This is a genomic window from Bradyrhizobium sp. LVM 105 (assembly GCF_003957705.1).
Lineage (GTDB): Bacteria > Pseudomonadota > Alphaproteobacteria > Rhizobiales > Xanthobacteraceae > Bradyrhizobium > Bradyrhizobium frederickii.
Genome location: NZ_QZMV01000001.1, coordinates 242577 through 259320, shown reverse-complemented (window position 1 = coordinate 259320; position 16744 = coordinate 242577). Strand labels below are relative to the sequence as shown.

Annotated in this window: 11 protein-coding genes; 9 read left to right on the top strand and 2 right to left on the bottom strand. The window is 64.9% G+C overall.

What is annotated here, in order from left to right; all coding sequences use genetic code 11:
• Positions 1–8: 8 nt before the first annotated feature.
• The 6 genes from gnd to D6B98_RS01220 are packed head-to-tail and all read left to right on the top strand — an operon-like array spanning position 9 to position 5346.
• On the top strand, positions 9–1004 hold the full coding sequence (gene gnd / locus D6B98_RS01245; protein WP_126255136.1) for a phosphogluconate dehydrogenase (NAD(+)-dependent, decarboxylating): 996 nt from the start codon (positions 9–11) through the stop codon (positions 1002–1004).
• Between the two features lie 27 nt (positions 1005–1031).
• Positions 1032–2543, top strand: coding sequence for a glucose-6-phosphate dehydrogenase (gene zwf / locus D6B98_RS01240; protein WP_126255135.1), 1512 nt, complete (start codon positions 1032–1034; stop codon positions 2541–2543).
• A complete protein-coding gene (gene pgl / locus D6B98_RS01235) occupies positions 2543–3292 on the top strand; it encodes a 6-phosphogluconolactonase (RefSeq protein ID WP_164718312.1) in 750 nt (249 codons plus the stop codon). The genes zwf and pgl overlap by 1 nt, the downstream gene beginning before the upstream one ends.
• Positions 3279–3809, top strand: a complete 531-nt coding sequence (locus tag D6B98_RS01230; RefSeq protein ID WP_126255133.1) for a gluconokinase — start codon at positions 3279–3281, stop codon at positions 3807–3809. Before pgl ends, D6B98_RS01230 begins: the two co-directional genes overlap by 14 nt.
• A gap of 25 nt (positions 3810–3834) precedes the next feature.
• Positions 3835–4647: an HAD family hydrolase gene (locus D6B98_RS01225; RefSeq protein ID WP_126255132.1), complete on the top strand. Its 813-nt coding sequence runs from the start codon at positions 3835–3837 to the stop codon at positions 4645–4647.
• Positions 4648–4659: 12 nt separating this feature from the next.
• Complete coding sequence (locus tag D6B98_RS01220) at positions 4660–5346, top strand: phytanoyl-CoA dioxygenase family protein (protein ID WP_502699876.1); 687 nt, start codon at positions 4660–4662, stop codon at positions 5344–5346.
• A 12-nt stretch (positions 5347–5358) separates the two neighbouring features.
• Here the strand turns inward: D6B98_RS01220 and D6B98_RS01215 are convergent, their stop codons facing one another.
• The gene (locus D6B98_RS01215) at positions 5359–7161 is read right to left on the bottom strand and encodes a glycoside hydrolase family 15 protein (protein WP_126255130.1); all 1803 of its coding nucleotides are present in this window, start codon (positions 7159–7161) and stop codon (positions 5359–5361) included.
• A 31-nt stretch (positions 7162–7192) separates the two neighbouring features.
• Complete coding sequence (malQ, locus tag D6B98_RS01210) at positions 7193–9154, bottom strand: 4-alpha-glucanotransferase (protein ID WP_126255129.1); 1962 nt, start codon at positions 9152–9154, stop codon at positions 7193–7195.
• A gap of 205 nt (positions 9155–9359) precedes the next feature.
• Between malQ and D6B98_RS01205 the strand changes: the two genes are divergently transcribed.
• Genes D6B98_RS01205 through glgB form a run of 3 tightly spaced genes read left to right on the top strand, consistent with a single transcriptional unit; the run spans position 9360 to position 16741 of the window.
• The gene (locus D6B98_RS01205) at positions 9360–11306 is read left to right on the top strand and encodes a maltotransferase domain-containing protein (protein WP_126255128.1); all 1947 of its coding nucleotides are present in this window, start codon (positions 9360–9362) and stop codon (positions 11304–11306) included.
• Between the two features lie 10 nt (positions 11307–11316).
• Positions 11317–14610: a maltose alpha-D-glucosyltransferase gene (treS, locus tag D6B98_RS01200; protein ID WP_126255127.1), complete on the top strand. Its 3294-nt coding sequence runs from the start codon at positions 11317–11319 to the stop codon at positions 14608–14610.
• A complete protein-coding gene (glgB, locus tag D6B98_RS01195) occupies positions 14603–16741 on the top strand; it encodes a 1,4-alpha-glucan branching protein GlgB (protein ID WP_126255126.1) in 2139 nt (712 codons plus the stop codon). The genes treS and glgB overlap by 8 nt, the downstream gene beginning before the upstream one ends.
• The last annotated feature ends 3 nt before the right edge of the window (positions 16742–16744 follow it).

The following is a 16744-nucleotide window of genomic DNA, read 5'->3' as shown; positions in this document are numbered from 1 at the left end:
TATTGCCAATGCAACTCGGCATGATCGGCCTCGGCCGGATGGGCGGCAACATCGTTCGCCGCCTGATGCGCCAGGGACATTCGACCGTGGTCTACGACAAGGACGCCAAGGCCGTCGCGGGTCTTGCCGCCGACGGCGCAGTCGGCTCCGCCTCGCTCGAGGACTTCATCTCGAAACTCGAGCGGCCGCGCACGGCCTGGGTGATGCTGCCGGCCGGCCACATCACCGAGGCGACGATCGACACGATCGCCGGCGTGATGCAGGAAGGCGACGTCATCATCGACGGCGGCAACACCTTCTGGCAGGACGACGTCCGCCGCGGCAAGGCGCTGAAGGCCCGCGGCATCCACTATGTCGACGTCGGCACCTCGGGCGGCGTCTGGGGCCTCGACCGCGGCTATTGCATGATGATCGGCGGCGAGAAGACCGTGGTGGACCGGCTCGACCCGATCTTCGCCGCGCTTGCGCCCGGCGCCGGCGACATTCCACGCACGGAGGGACGCGAGGGACGCGATCCCCGCATCGAGCAGGGCTACATCCACGCCGGCCCCGTCGGCGCCGGCCATTTCGTCAAGATGATCCACAACGGCATCGAATACGGCCTGATGCAGGCCTATGCCGAAGGGTTCGACATTCTCAAGAACGCCAATATCGAGGCCCTGCCGCCGGATCACCGCTACGATTTCGACCTCGCCGACATCGCGGAAGTGTGGCGGCGCGGCAGCGTGATCCCGTCGTGGCTGCTCGACCTCACCTCGACCGCGCTCGCCGACAGCCCGCAGCTGTTGGAATATTCCGGCTTCGTCGAGGATTCCGGCGAAGGACGCTGGACCGTGAATGCCGCGATCGACGAGGCCGTGCCGGCCGAAGTCCTGACCGCCGCGCTCTACACACGTTTCCGTTCCCGCCAGGAACACACCTTCGCCGAGAAAATTCTCTCCGCGATGCGCGCGGGATTCGGCGGCCACAAGGAGCCGAAGCAGCCGGGCACGAAGCCGAAATAAGACGCAACAAGCGAAGGCTCATCATTCGTGACAAAAGATCCGCAGCCAAAGCGCAAGCCTGAGAATTGCGCCTTCGTCATCTTCGGCGTGACCGGCGACCTCACCCATCGGCTAGTGATGCCGTCGCTCTACAATCTCGCCGCCGAGAACCTGTTGCCGGAAAAGTTCTGCGTCGTCGGCGTCGGCCGCAAGAGCCAGTCGGATGACGAGCTGCGCGACAGCCTGATGAAGGGCTTGCGCGAATTCGCGACGCGGCCGGTCGACGACGACGTCGCAAGACAGCTGCTGCAATGCGTCACCTTCGTCGAGGCCGATCCGAAGGACCCGCCGTCGTTCGACCGCTTGCGCGAGCATCTGGACTCGCTGGAGTGCTCGCAAGGCACCGGCGGCAACCGCCTGTTCTACCTTGCCACCCCACCGGCCGCGTTCGCGCCGACCGCGCGCGAGCTCGGTCGCACCGGTTTGACGAAGGAGAACGGCGCCTGGCGGCGGCTGGTGATCGAAAAGCCGTTCGGCACCGACCTCGCTTCGGCGCGCGCGCTCAACGCCGAGCTCTTGAAGATCATGGATGAGCACCAGATCTACCGGATCGATCATTATCTCGGCAAGGAGACGGTGCAGAACATCCTGGTGCTGCGCTTTGCCAACGGCATGTTCGAGCCGATCTGGAATCGCAATCACATCGACCACATCCAGATCACGGTGGAGGAGAAGCTCGGTGTCGGCCATCGTGGCGGCTTCTACGATGCCACCGGCGCGCTCCGCGACATGGTGCCGAACCATCTGTTCCAGCTGATGTCGCTGGTCGCGATGGAGCCGCCTGCGCGTTTCGATGCGCATTCCGTGCGCTCCGAGAAGGCCGAAGTGCTCACCTCGATTCAGCAGCCGAGCCGGGAGGAAGCCTTAAGAAATTCGGTGCGCGCGCAATATCTCGCGGGGCGGATCGGCGACGAGGAGATCCCGGACTATCGCAAGACCGAGGACGTCAAGCCCGGCAGCACCACCGAAACCTATGTCGCGCTGAAGCTGATGATCGACAATTGGCGCTGGGCCGGCGTGCCGTTCTATCTGCGCACCGGCAAGGCGCTGGCGCACAAGCGCACGGAAGTTGCGATCAAGTTCAAGCAGGCGCCGCTTTCGATGTTCTCGGGCACGACGATCGACCGCCTGTCGCAGAACTTCCTGACCATCGGCATCGCACCGACCGAGACCATCGAGCTGCAGTTCAACGCCAAGATCCCGGGGCCGAGCGTCACCATCGACGGTGTCGAGATGAAGTTTCGCTATGGCGACTATTTCCGGGCCGATCCCTCGACCGGCTATGAGACGTTGATCTACGACTGCATGATCGGCGACAACATCCTGTTCCAGCGCGCCGATGGCATCGAGGCCGGATGGCAGGCGGTGCAGCCGTTCCTGGACGCCTGGAAGAGCGCGGGCACCAACGGCATCGAGACCTATGAAGCCGGCAGCGACGGGCCGAAATGCGCCGACGAGCTGCTGCGGCGCGACGGGCGAAGCTGGCGGAAGTTTTCGTGATGGCCGCGGCGGTCCAGCCGAAGCTGATCGTGGAGGCCGACGCCGAGGCTCTGGCGCGGGCCGCGGCCGAGCGGGTGATGGCACGGATCGCGGCCAATTCCGGCCGCATCGCCATCTGCCTGACCGGCGGCTCCAGCCCGAAGAAGCTCTATCAATTGCTCGGCAGCGAGGCCTGGCGCGGCAGGATCCCGTGGCAGCGCGTGCACTGGTTCATCGGTGACGAGCGCTTCGTCCCCGCGAGCGATCCCCTCAACAACATGGCGGTCGCGCGCGCGACGTTTCTCGACCGCAACGCAGCCTCGAGCCACATTCACCCGATTCCGACCGCGACCGAGACTCCCCAGCAGAGCGCCGAAGCCTATGCGCGCGAGCTGCGAGCCTTCTACGGCTCCGAGAGCCTCGATCCCTCGCGGCCGCTGTTCGACCTGGTCCTGATGGGCGCGGGACCGGACGGCCACACCGCTTCGCTGTTTCCCGGCTTCCCCGAAATCGAGGAGAGCGAACGCTGGGTCGTTGGGGTGCCCAGGGCCAATGTCGCGCCTTTCGTGCCGCGGGTCTCGCTCACCCTGCCCGCTTTGGCGTCCTGCCGCGAAATGCTGTTCGAGATTGCCGGGCACGACAAGCAACCGATCTTGACGCGCCTCCTCAATGGCGAGACTTTGCCGGCGTTGCGCGCGCGCTCGACTGGCGAGACCGTCTGGCTGGTCGATAGCGCCGCGCTTCCGGAGGGCATTCGTGGGCCGCGTTGAAGCACCTTGTGCATTGATCGTGATGGGCGTGTCGGGGTCGGGCAAGAGCACGATCGCCGAAGCGCTCGGCCAGCGGCTCGGCTGGCGCTTCGAGGACGGCGACAGCTTCCATCCCGCCAGCAATGTCGAGAAGATGCGGGCCGGCCACCCGCTCACCGACGAGGATCGCTGGCCCTGGCTCAACGCCATCGCCGACGAGATCGGGCGGGTCTGCGGACGCGGCGAGCACATCATCATCGCCTGCTCGGCGCTGAAGCACGTCTACCGCGACGTGCTGCTGCGCGGGCGCGACGATGTCCGCTTCGTCTTCCTGAAAGGCACAAGGGAGCTGATCGCCGAGCGGCTCGCGCACCGCAAGGGCCACTTCATGCCACCCGGGCTGCTGACGAGCCAATTCGAGACGCTGGAGCCGCCCGAGGCGGGCGAGCACGTCATCACCGTTTCGATCGACGAAACCGTCGAGGCGATCGTGGACGGCATCGTACGGCAACTGAAACTGGGCGGCACGAACCGCTGAGGCGCGAGAAACGTTAGGGCCTGTCATGACGCAAATCTCACTCGTGGTGTCCGACGTCGACGGCACGCTGCTGACCAAGGACAAGACGCTGACGGACCGCGCGAGGGGTGCGGTGCAGCGGTTGCACAAGGCCGGCATCGGCTTCACCATCACGTCCAGCCGTCCCGCGATCGGCATGCGCTTCCTGATCGAGCCGCTGGCGCTCTGGCTTCCGGTCGGTCCTTTCAACGGCTCCTCGATCGTCGATCCGGAGATGCGGCCGATCGAGCAGCATCTCATCCCTGCCGGCGCCGCCGAGCGGTCCTTGCAGATCCTTCGCGAGTTCGGCGCCGACATCTGGCTCTTCACCACCGATAAATGGCTGATCGACAATCCAAGCGGACAATACGTCGCGCATGAGCGGCACACGATCCGCGCCGACCCGACCATCGTGACGGATTTTTCGCCCTACCTCGCAAGCGCCTGCAAGATCGTCGGCGCCAGCGCCGACGCTGCCCGCCTCGCGGCTTGCGAGAAGGCGATGCAGGAGGCGCTCGGCCACGAAGCCAATGCGGTGCGTTCGCAGACCTACTATCTCGACATCACCCCGCCCGGCTTCGACAAGGGCACGTTCGTCGCGGCGATGGCCAAGCGCCTGGGCATTGCGACCGCTGCCGTCGCCACCATCGGCGACATGCAGAACGACCTCGCGATGTTCGCCGTCAGCGGCACCTCGATTGCCATGGGCAACGCCGCCGACAACGTCAAGGACCAGGCCACCCACGTCACTGCCACCAACGAGCAGGACGGTTTTGCCGAGGCGATGGAGATGATCCTGAAGCGGAACGGGGTGGGCTGAACGAACGAGTTGGTGCGCACCTTGAGACTTGAACAGCTAACTTTTCTCGACGATGGCGCGCAGCTGTTCCGGCAGGCGCTGGCGGCCGATCAATTGCACCAGCTTGTCGAGGTTCTGTCTCATTTGCCGCCCGATCACGCCGGGCTGAGGCTGAAAGGCATCGAGGGTCTGGCACCCTTCTTTGCCGCGAGCGGACCAATCGGAAACTGCGCCGCATCGGTGCTCGGAGCTGCCTGTCGTCCCGTCAGAGCCATCCTGTTCGACAAGACCGCCGCCACGAATTGGGCCTTGGGCTGGCACCAGGACCGCACGATCGCCGTTAAGGAACGCATCGCTGTTCTCGGGTTCGAGACCTGGAGCGTCAAGAGTTGCATGCAGCATGTCGAGCCGCCCTTTGTACTGCTGTCGGACATGGTGACGTTGCGGGTTCATATCGATCCAGTCCCGGCCAGCAACGCACCGCTGTTGATTGCGCCCGGATCTCACAAACGTGGACGGATTGCCGAGCAGGACGTCAAGGACGTGGTCCGGAATTGTGGCACGGTCGCGTGCCTGGCCGATGCTGGTGACATCTGGCTTTATGCGACACCCATTCTCCATGCGTCGGAAGCGGCCATCACTCCGATGCACCGGCGCGTGCTCCAGGTGGATTTCACCATCGCCGAGCTCCCGGGCGGCCTAGAATGGCTGGGAGTGTGAGGGCAAGAGTTACTACTTCGACCGCTGCATCGCCGGCTTCTCGCTCTTCAGCCTTGCCGCGGACAGATTGTGCGCGGTGTTGACCAGCGCGATGTGGGTCAGGGCTTGCGGAAAATTGCCGGTCTGGCGGCGGGCCACGGAATCGTATTCCTCCGCCAGGAGCCCGACGTCGTTCGCGATGCCCGCCACGCGGTCGAACAGGCCTTGCGCCTTGTCGAGATCGCCTGACAGCACATGAGCATCGGCCAGCCACAATGTGCAGGCCAGGAACGCGCCTTCGAGCGGCGGTTGCCCGGCGGGCAACTCGTGCGGATCGTGCCGCAGCACGAAGCCGTCGCGCATCAGGCGTGTCTCGACCGCCGCGATGGTGCCGCGGATGCGCGGATCGGACGCCGGCAGGAAACCGACGGCCGGCAACAGCAGAACGCTGGCATCGAGCAGCTTCGAGCCGTAGGACTCGACGAAGGCGTTTTCGTCCGCATCGAAGCCGTTGTTGCAGACGTCGCGATGAATGGACTCGCGCAGGGCCTGCCAGTGCAGCAGCGGTGCCTTGAAGCCGAAGGTCTCGGCGCTCTTGATGCCGCGATCGAAGGCGACCCAGGTCATCACCTTGGAGAAGACATAATGCTTGGGCTGGCCGCGGCGCTCCCAGATGCCGTGATCGGGCCGGTCCCAGACCTCGGCGAGATGGTTGAGCACGGCGCATTCCAGCCCCCATGTCGTCTCATCGTCGAGCTTGAGCTTGGCCATGCGGGACTGGTGGAAGGCGTCGATCAACTCGCCGTAGACGTCGAGCTGGAGCTGCGCATGCGCGGCGTTGCCGATGCGCACCGGCTTTGCGCCCTCGTAGCCGTCGAGCCAGCCGGCCTCCCATTCCAGCAGCCGCCGCTGCCCCCAGATGCCGTACATGATCTGCATGTTCGCCGGCGAGCCGGCGGCGGCGCGCAGCAGCCAATTGTGCCAGGCCAGGGCTTCCTCGGTGTAGCCCGAGTTCATCAGCGCCAGCAGCGTGAAGGTGGCATCGCGCAGCCAGCAGAAGCGGTAATCCCAGTTCCTGGTGCCGCCGAGCTTTTCCGGCAATGACGTGGTCGGCGCCGCGACGATGCCGCCGGTCGGGGCGAAGGTCAGCGCCTTCAGCGTGATCAGCGAGCGCATGATCAGATCGCGATAGTCGCCATCGCGGGTGCAATGGCCGCACCAATCCCGCCAGAACGTCTCGGTCTCCTGAAGCGCGATTTCCGGATCGATCGGCGCGGGCGGCGGCAGATGCGAGGGGCCATAGGTCAGCACGAAGGGTACGGTCTCGCCCGCCCTCACCTCGAAGTCGGAGACCGTGGTCAGATCCTCGCCGCGGGTCTCGACCGGCGTGCGCAGCACCGTCATGTCCTGGCCGGCGATTGCCATCAGGGAATGGTCGATCCGCCGCACCCAGGGAATGTCGGCGCCGAAGCCGAAACGGATGACGAGCTCCATCCGCATCTTCACCGTGCCCTTGACGCCGCGCACCAGCCGCACGACGTCGGATGCCTTGCCGCGCGGCGGCATGAAGTCGATCAGCGCAACGGTGCCGCTCTTCGTCTCAAAACGCGTTTCGAGGATGAGGGTATCGCCGAGATAACGTCGCGATGTCTTGGTGACGTCTCCGCTCGGCGCGATCAGCCAGCAGCCGTTCTTGTGGGTGCCGAGAATGGCGGCAAAGCAGGCGTCGGAATCGAAGGCCGGCCAGCACAGCCAGTCGATCGAGCCGTTGCGCCCGACCAGCGCCGCGGTCTCGCAATCGCCGATCAGCGCATAGTCCTCGATCCTCTGAGACAACGTCGTGCGAGCCTCGAGATGCCCCGGCCGATCAACTCCCGCCGTTCAATGAACGTTCCCGCGTTGCCGCTCGCAAGGCCTTGAGGTTGACTTTCGAGGCGATCTTGTCGAGTGCGACGGGAAGACGCTGGCGCCAGTTCGGATGTTCGTCGATCGTTCCGGGAATGTTGGGCTGGTCGATCACGCCGAGCAGATCCTCCATCGACACCGCGAGCAGCCGCGACGGCGTGCGCGACAGGAAGGCGAGCACCGAATAGAGGTCATTGGCCTTGATGCCGTTCTGGCGCAGGATCTCGTCGAGCCTGCCGAGCGCATCCCAGCGCGCCTGGTCGTTCTCGCCGGGATCGAGCCCGAGCGAGCGCTTCATCTTGAGGTCGCCGAAGGAGCGCCAGCCGGCATAGGTCGACAGGTCATGCGTATTCAGCGTGACCAGCGCATTGGGCCGGTAATGCTCGACGTTGCGGAAGCGGCCGGTCTCGTCGCGCTCGAACATCATGACGAGATAGGACCAGATGCCGAAATCCTGCATCATCTCGCGGAAACCTTCCGGCACGGTGCCGAGATCCTCGCCGATCACGATGCATTTGTGGGCCGCGCTCTCGCGTGCCACGACGCCGAGCAGCGCCTCGAACGGCATCTGCACATAGGCGCCGTTGTCCGGCTTGAAGCCGCGGGGCACGAGGTAGAGCCGCTTCAGGCCGAGCACGTGATCGAGCCTGATCGCGCCGGCATGGCGCATCGAGGCCGCCAGCATGTCGGCGAACGGCACGAAGGATTGCGCCTCGAGGCCGCCGGCGTTGAAGCCCGCAAGGCCCCAGTCCTGGCCGATGGTGTTGAGCACGTCGGGCGGGGCGCCGACGGCGAGATGGCGGGAGATCGCCATCTGCTCGTTCCAGGCATCGAAGCCGTTGGACTGCACGCCGACGGCGACGTCGAGATAGAGCCCGACGCGCATGCCGAGCTGGCTGGCGAGCTCCTTGGCGGCATGCAGCTGGCTGTCCGCCGTCCATTGCACGAATTCGACGAATTCGACCTCGCGCTTGTCGGGTCCATTGCGCAGCCCGGCGCATTTGGCCTCGTCCGGTTGCTGCCATTGCGCCGGCCATTCCCACCACGGCGCGGCGAAGCGATGGCGCAGCACCTCGAAGCAGGCGAAGCGGGACAACAACGGCCCTCGGGCGGCGCGGAAGGCGTCGAACGCCTTGCGGCGCGCTTGGCTCGCGCTCGCCACGAAGCTGTTGAACGCGGCGCGCAGGCCGAGCCATTTCAACGCCGCCATGTCGGCGTAAGGTACGCGATCGCCTTGGCGCAGACGGGCAGCGGTCGCAGCCGCGTCGGGCACGAGGTCCGCCGAGAATTCGGGAATGGCCTCGACGTCGATATAGAGCGGATTGAGGAACAGCCGGCTGTTCGGCGAATACGGACTGCAATCGGACGGATGGTCGTCGAACAGTACGTGCAGCGGATTGAGCCCGACGCCGTCGGCCCCGAGCTGCTTGGCGAGCCGGACCAGATCGGCGAGGTCGGTGAAGTCGCCGATGCCCCAATTGCGGTCCGAACGGACGCCGTAGAGCTGCACGGCGAGCAGCCAGCCGCGGTCGAAATCGCCGCCGAAGGCCCGCTCGGGCGCCACGATCATCGGCACCTCTTCGGTCACGCCTTCGGCATCGGTCAGCGTCAACCGGTGATAACCGAGCGGCAGGCCGGCGGGCCAGGCGATCACGGGCTCGCGTGTCTCGCCTTGGGCTGTTGACTTGCCGTTTGCGGTCAATTTCCATTGCAGCGGCGGCGCGCCGATGGCCGCCAATTCCGTGCGCGGATGTCCGAGCGCGCGAACCACGACCGGCCCGTTGACGAAGCGGTAGACCCGCTTTTCCGGCAGGGCGTCGAGGATGGACTTCAGGGCCACGGGGTCGGTGACCCGCAGCTTTCCGAGCGCATCAATGAATTCGGATTGAACGCCCTTGATCCGGGCTTGTGCTAAAAGATCCATACGGCACGCAGCTTGCAGGCCATTCTGTGGCCGGGGGCATCGATTTTAACGAGGCAGCGGAAGACGTTAGTCTGGGTCAACTCACAAACCACGCCTGCCGTTCCCAGGGGGAACTAATGACACACAAGCGGCTTTCTATATAGGTATCAAGCGTAGGTTCCCGACAAGGGAAACGGGCCCCTGCTTTCTTGTCAATGGCATCACCGTGAACAAGACAATTCAAACTGTCGAAAGTGCCGCAGCCGGCAGCGCTTTCCTCGTCGAGGACGTCTATCCCGCGATCGATTGCGGCCGCTTCGCCGTGAAGCGGATCGCAGGCGATCGCGTCGAGGTGTGGGCCGATGTCTACCGCGATGGCGACGCCGTGATCGGGGCCGCGCTGCTCTGGCGCCCCGAGCAGGACCGGGATTGGCGACGCGAGCCGATGATCCATCACGGCAACGACCGCTGGTCCGGCGCTTTCACACCGGTGGAGCCCGGCCAATATTTCTATGCGATCGAGGCCTGGACCGACGAGTTCGCCACCTGGTCCCACGGCATCGCGCGCAAGCAGCGAACGGGCGCCGATGTCAGCCTCGACGCGCTCGAGGGTGCCAGCCTCCTGACCAAGGCCCACGGCGCGCCGCAGGCCGCGGCGACGATCATCGTCAGACAATGCGAGGATTATCTTCAAACCGGCGATGTCACCTCGCTGCTGGCGACCGAGCTCGGCAATGCCATGGCCGAGAGCCAGTCCCGTCCCGACCTGACCCGCTCGCAGTCCTTCCCGCTTGTCGTCGACCGCGACAGAGCGCGGTTCGGCGCCTGGTATCAGATGATGCCGCGCAGCCAGAGCCCGATCCCCGGCGGGCACGGCACGCTCCGCGATTGCATCGCGCGCGTGCCCGACATCGCGGCGATGGGATTCGACGTGCTCTATTTCACGCCGATCCACCCGATCGGCCGCAGCCGCCGCAAAGGCCGCAACAATGCGCCGGTGGCGAGCGAAGGCGAACCCGGTTCGCCCTACGCGATCGGCGCCGCCGAGGGCGGCCACGACGCGCTGCATCCCGAGCTCGGCACCATCGAGGACTTCCGCGCGCTGGTCGCGACCTGTCTCGAATACGGCCTCGAGCTGGCGCTCGACTTCGCGGTGCAATGCTCGCCGGACCATCCCTGGCTGACGCAGCATCCGGAATGGTTCAAATGGCGGCCGGACCGCTCGGTGCGGACGGCGGATGGCCCCTATTCCGACATCGTGATTCCCGATTTCGCCTCGGTCGACCGCATCGGCCTGTGGAACGCCTTTCGCGACGCCATGCTGTTCTGGATCGACCATGGCGTCACCATCTTCGCCATCGACAATCACGACACCGCGCCGTTCGCGTTCTGGGACTGGCTGATCGGCGACATCCGCCGCCGGCATCCCGAGGTGATCCTGTTCTCCAAGACGTTTGCGCGGCCAAAGCTGATGAAGGGCCTCGCCAAACTCGGCTTTGCGCAGTCCTTCACCTATTTCCCCTGGCGCACGTCGAGGGCGGAGCTGGAGCAATATCTCGGCGAGCTGACGCGCTATCCCGAGCGCGACTTCTATCGTCCGAATCTGTTCGTCAACACGCCCGACCTGCTGCCCTATCATCTCCAGAGCGGAGAAGCCTGGGCGTTCAAGTCGCGCGTTGCGCTGGCGGCCACGTTGTCGGGCAGCTACGGGGTTTACAGCGGGTTCGAGCTGCTCGAACACGAAGCGATCCCAGGCCGCGAGGAATATCTCGATTCCGAGAAGTACCAGATCAAGCAGCGCGACTGGGACCAGGCCGGCAACATCAAGTCCTACATTGCCGACCTCAACCGCATCCGCAACGACAACGCCGCGCTCCAGCAAACGGCGAATTTGCGTTTTCTGGGCGTCGAAGACGGCGAGACCATCGCCTTCGTCAAGGAGGCGGCTGAACCCGCCAACACCATCGTAACCGTGATCGCACTCTCCGGCCGGTTGCGCGAATGCTGGCTGCCGCTCGGCGACGTCACCGTTGACGCCGGCGGGCAGCGTCACCATGTGACGACACTCGAAAACCTCGTCACCGGCGAACGGTCCCGCATCGAATGGGGCGGGATCAGGTTGCGTATCGATCCCGACCGCGATCCGGCGCTCTTGTTCCGCTGCCTGGCGTAAGGGGCACGCCATGAATGTTCTATCTTCCGTCGACACCCAGAAGGCCGAGGCTGCCGAGATCGTGGACGAGCTCTGGTACAAGGACGCCATCATCTATCAGCTGCATGTCAAGGCCTTCGCCGACAGCAACAATGACGGCATCGGCGACTTCGCCGGACTGACCGAGAAGCTGCCCTATCTGCAGGAGCTCGGCGTCACCGCGCTGTGGCTGCTGCCGTTCTACCCCTCTCCGGGCCGCGACGACGGCTACGACATCGCCGACTACGGCGCGGTCAATCCCGATTTCGGGACCATGAAGGACTTCAAGCGCTTCATCCAGGAGGCGCAGAAGCGCGGCTTGCGCGTCATCACCGAGCTCGTGGTCAACCACACCTCGGACCAGCACAAATGGTTCAAGCGCGCGCGCCGCAGCCATCCCGGCTCGAGCGCCCGCAACTGGTATGTCTGGAGCGACACCGACCAGAAATACCAGGGCACGCGCATCATCTTCACCGACACCGAGAAGTCGAACTGGACCTGGGACCACGAGGCCGGCGCGTTCTACTGGCACCGGTTCTTCTCGCACCAGCCGGACCTCAATTTCGACAATCCGCGCGTGGTCAGCGCGCTCATCCAGGTGATGAAGCGCTGGCTGGACGCCGGCGTCGACGGCTTCCGGTTGGATGCCATTCCCTATCTCTGCGAGCGCGAGGGCACCTCGAACGAGAACCTTCCCGAGACGCATGCCATCATCAAGCGCCTGCGTCAGGAGCTCGATTCCTACTCCAAGGGCAAGCTGCTGCTCGCCGAGGCCAATCAATGGCCGGAGGACGTGCAGGAATATTTCGGCCGTGGCGACGAGTGCCACATGGCCTATCACTTCCCCTTGATGCCGCGCATCTACATGGCGATCGCGCAGGAGGACCGCTTCCCGATCACCGATATCCTGCGTCAGACGCCGGACATTCCGGCGAGCTGCCAATGGGCGCTGTTCCTGCGCAACCATGACGAGCTGACGCTGGAGATGGTCACCGACGTCGAGCGCGACTATCTCTGGACCACCTACGCCAACGACCCCCGCGCCCGCATCAATGTCGGCATCCGCCGGCGCCTCGCGCCGCTGATGGACAACGACCGGCGCAAGATCGAGCTGATGAACTCGCTGCTGCTGTCCTTCCCCGGCACGCCGATCATCTATTACGGCGACGAGATCGGGATGGGCGACAACATCTATCTCGGCGACCGCAACGGCGTGCGCACGCCGATGCAGTGGAGCCCGGACCGCAACGGCGGCTTCTCGCGGTGCGACCCGGCACGCCTCTACGCGCCGCTAATCATGGACCCGGTCTACGGCTACGAATCGGTCAACGTGGAGGCGCAGTCGCGCAGCCTGTCGTCGCTGCTCAGCGCCACCAAGCGGCTGATCGCGGTCCGCAAGTCGACGCTCGCCTTCGGCCGCGGCACCATGACCTTCATCCGCCCGGCCAACCGCGCCGTGCTGGCCTATGTCCGGCAATATCGCGACGAGGTGATCCTCTGCGTCGCCAATTTGTCGCGCGCCGCGCAAGCCACCGAGCTCGACCTGTCGCCGTGGAAGGACCGCATCCCGCAGGAGATGCTCGGCCGCACCCGCTTCCCGGCGATCGGCGAGCTGCCCTACATGATCACGCTGGGACCCTATGGCTTCTACTGGTTCCAGCTTCAGGAGCGCGACAAGTCCGAGCCGGTGACGCCGCGCGCGGTGCCGGAATTCGAGACGCTGGTGGTGCCGGTGAATTCGAACTGGGTGTCGCTGGCCCGCGAGCGCGGCGTTTTCGAGCGCGACGTGCTGCCGGGATTTCTGTCGCGCACAAGGTGGTATCACGAGCACAATCCCAAGCAGATCAAGACCGTGCTGACCTCGGCCGTGCCGTTCTGCGACATCGGCGACAACCGGCCCTGGATCGCGTTCTTCGAGACCAATCAAGGAGACGTGGCGACACGCTACGTGATGCCGCTCCAGATCGAGTGGGTGCGCTTCGACCGCGAGCGCTTCAATCCGAAGGCGCTCGCCGCCGTGCGCCAGGGCGCGCGCGAAGGCACGCTGCTCGACGTCGCGACCGACCAGATCTTCATCGGCCTGTTCCTGCGCAATTTGTCGCAGAATTTGGTGGTGGAGGAGAACAATCTGCGGCTCGAGTTCAAGGCGACCAGCCGGTTCGCCGATTACACCATCAAGGAGCCCGAGCGCATCCGCGCGATCGAGCAGTCCAACAGCACGGCTCTGGTCGACAACCAGTACGTCGCCAAGATCTACCGCCGGCTCGAAGGCGGTGTCAGCCCCGAGATCGAGATCGGCCATTATCTCACCGAGGTCGCGCGCTTCGCCAACACGCCGGCGCTGCTCGGCAGCGTCGAGTTGGTCGAGGGCGACCGGCGCAGCGCGCTCGGCGTGCTGCATGCCTATGTCGAGAACCAGGGCGACGGCTGGACCGTGACCACGGGCTATCTCGATCGCTATATCGACGACCAACGCGTCGTCCCGATAGGCGAAGCGCTGCGCGAGACCCAGGAGCAAGCGCTTTATGTGCACTTCGTCGCGCAGATCGGCCGGCGGCTCGGCGAACTGCATGTCGCTCTGGCCGCGGCAGAGCCGGTCGATCTCGCTCCGGAGCCGATCGACTCCGCATACGTAAAGCGGCTCGTATCCGACCTCAAGGCGCGCGCCGAGCGGGTTTTCGAAAGGCTGGCCGAGAGCCGCGAGGGCCTACGGGAGGCGGACCGGCCGCTGGTCGATCGGCTGACGGAGGCGCGTAGGCTCCTCTCCGACCATCTGAGCGGGCTCTTGCCATCCGGGATCGGTGGGTTGAACATCCGTCATCATGGCGACTTCCGGCTCGGGCAAACACTGATCGTGAAGGACGATATCTTCATCATCGACTTCGACGGCGATCCGCGTGTGCCCTTGGCTGCCAAGCGGCGCAAGGCGCCTGCCGCCCGCGATGTCGCTGGCCTGATCCATTCGATTCATGTTTCGGTCAATGCCGCCCTCAATCGCGCACCGACCGGTGCCTCCGAGGAGCACGAGCGGCTCGCGGCCGCGCTCGACGAATGGCGCGAGCGTGCCACCGCAACCTTCCTGTCCGCCTACCGCGAAGCCATGACCGATCAGCGGCTGTGGCCGGAAGAGCCGAGATCCAGCGAGGGATTGCTGCGGTTTTTCCTGCTTGATCAGGCCTTCAATGACGTAGAGTACGAGCTGTCCCACCGGCCTGAGGGGCTCCATGCGCCGCTGACCGGACTGCTTCGCATTCTGTCCAGTACCGAGAGCGAAGCCCATGCCTAAACTTCCTGCCGAGGCCTATGCGATCATCGAGGGCCGCCACTCCGACCCCTTCCACTATCTCGGGCTGCATCCCGAGGGCGGCAAAAGCGTGGTGCGCGCGTTTCTGCCCGAGGCCTCCAACGTCGAGGCGGTCGGCGAACATGGCGAGGTCGCGCCGCTTGACCGCGTGCACGATGCCGGGCTGTTCATCGGCAATCTGCCCAACGGCTCGAAGCACTACCAGTTGCGCGTGAAATTCGGCAACAACGTCGTCGAATTCGAGGACGCTTACCGCTTTCCGCCGATCCTGACCGATTTCGACCTCTACCTGCTCGGCGAGGGCACCCACCAGCGGCTCTATGACAAGCTCGGCGCCCATCCGATGCGGCTCGAGGGCATCGACGGCATCGGCTTCGTCGTGCTGGCGCCGAACGCACGGCGCGTTTCCGTGGTCGGCGATTTCAATTTCTGGGACGGACGGCGCCATCCGATGCGGGTGCGCGGCGCCGGCTATTGGGAATTGTTCATCCCGCACGCCAAGGCCGGCGATCATTACAAGTTCGAGATCATCGGGCCGCATGGCCACCTGCTGCCGCTGAAATCCGATCCGATGGCGTTTGCGAGCGAAGTCCGTCCGAAGACGGCTTCCATCGTGTTCGACGAGGCCCACCTGCCGCGGCCGCGTCCTGCGCCGGACGGTATCAACGCGCTGTCGGCGCCGATGTCGATCTACGAGGTCCATCTCGGCTCGTGGCGGCGCAAGAACGGCGGTGAATGGCTGAGCTATCGCGAACTGGCCGAGCAGCTGCCGGCCTACGCCCGCGACATGGGCTTCACCCATCTCGAATTCCTGCCCGTGAGCGAGCATCCGTTCGACGGCTCGTGGGGTTATCAGCCGACCGGCCTCTATGCGCCGACCAGCCGCTTCGGGACCCCAGAGGATTTCGCCGTCCTGGTCGATGCCTGCCACCGCGAGGGCGTCGGTGTGCTGCTCGACTGGGTGCCGGGTCACTTCCCCGACGATCCGCACGGGCTCGGCAGTTTCGACGGCACCGCGCTCTACGAACACGCCAACCCGCTCCAGGGCCGCCACCTCGACTGGGGCACGCTGATCTACAATTACGGCCGCACCGAAGTGACCAACTTCCTGGTGTCGAACGCGCTGTTCTGGATGGAGCGCTATGCCATCGACGGGCTGCGTGTCGATGCCGTCGCGTCCATGCTCTATCTCGACTACAGCCGGCCGCCCGGCGCGTGGATCCCGAACCAGTATGGCGGCCGGGAAAACATCGAGGCGATCAACTTCCTGCGCCGCTTCAACACCGAGGTCTTCGCCCGCTTCCCGCAGGCGACCACGGCTGCGGAGGAATCCACCGCCTGGCCGCAGGTCTCGCGTCCGGTCGAGTTCGGCGGGCTCGGCTTCGGCTACAAGTGGAACATGGGCTGGATGCACGACACGCTGAACTACATCAGCAAGGATCCGATCCACCGCAAATACCATCACGACGAGATCCTGTTCGGCCTGCACTACGCATTCTCGGAAAACTTCATCCTGCCGCTCTCGCATGACGAGGTCGTGCACGGCAAGCGATCGATCCTCGGCCGCATGCCCGGCGACGAGTGGCAGCGCTTCGCGAATTTGCGCGCCTATTACAGCTTCATGTTCGGCCATCCCGGCAAGAAGCTCCTGTTCATGGGCGCGGAAATCGCGCAGAGCCGCGAATGGAATCACGACCAGTCGCTCGACTGGCACCTGCTCGAATACAAGTACCATTCCGGTACCCAGGCGCTGATCCGGGACCTCAACCGCCTCTATCGCGCGGTGCCGGCGCTGCACCAGATGGACTGCGACCAGGCCGGCTTCGAATGGCTGATCACGGATGACGCCAACCGCAACGTGTTCGCCTGGCTGCGCAAGGGATTTGACGAGCACGCGCGCTGTCTCGTGATCGTCAACTTCTCGCCGAACGTCTATCAGAACTATCGCGTTCGCGTGCCCTTTGCCGGCAAGTGGAAGGAAGTGCTCAACTCGGATTCCGCCCATTATGGCGGCAGCAATGTCGGTAATATCGGCGAAGTCCATGCCGAGGGCGGCGAGCTCCGCCTCACCATTCCGCCGCTCGCCGCGATCTTCCTCGTTCCGGAAAGCTGACAC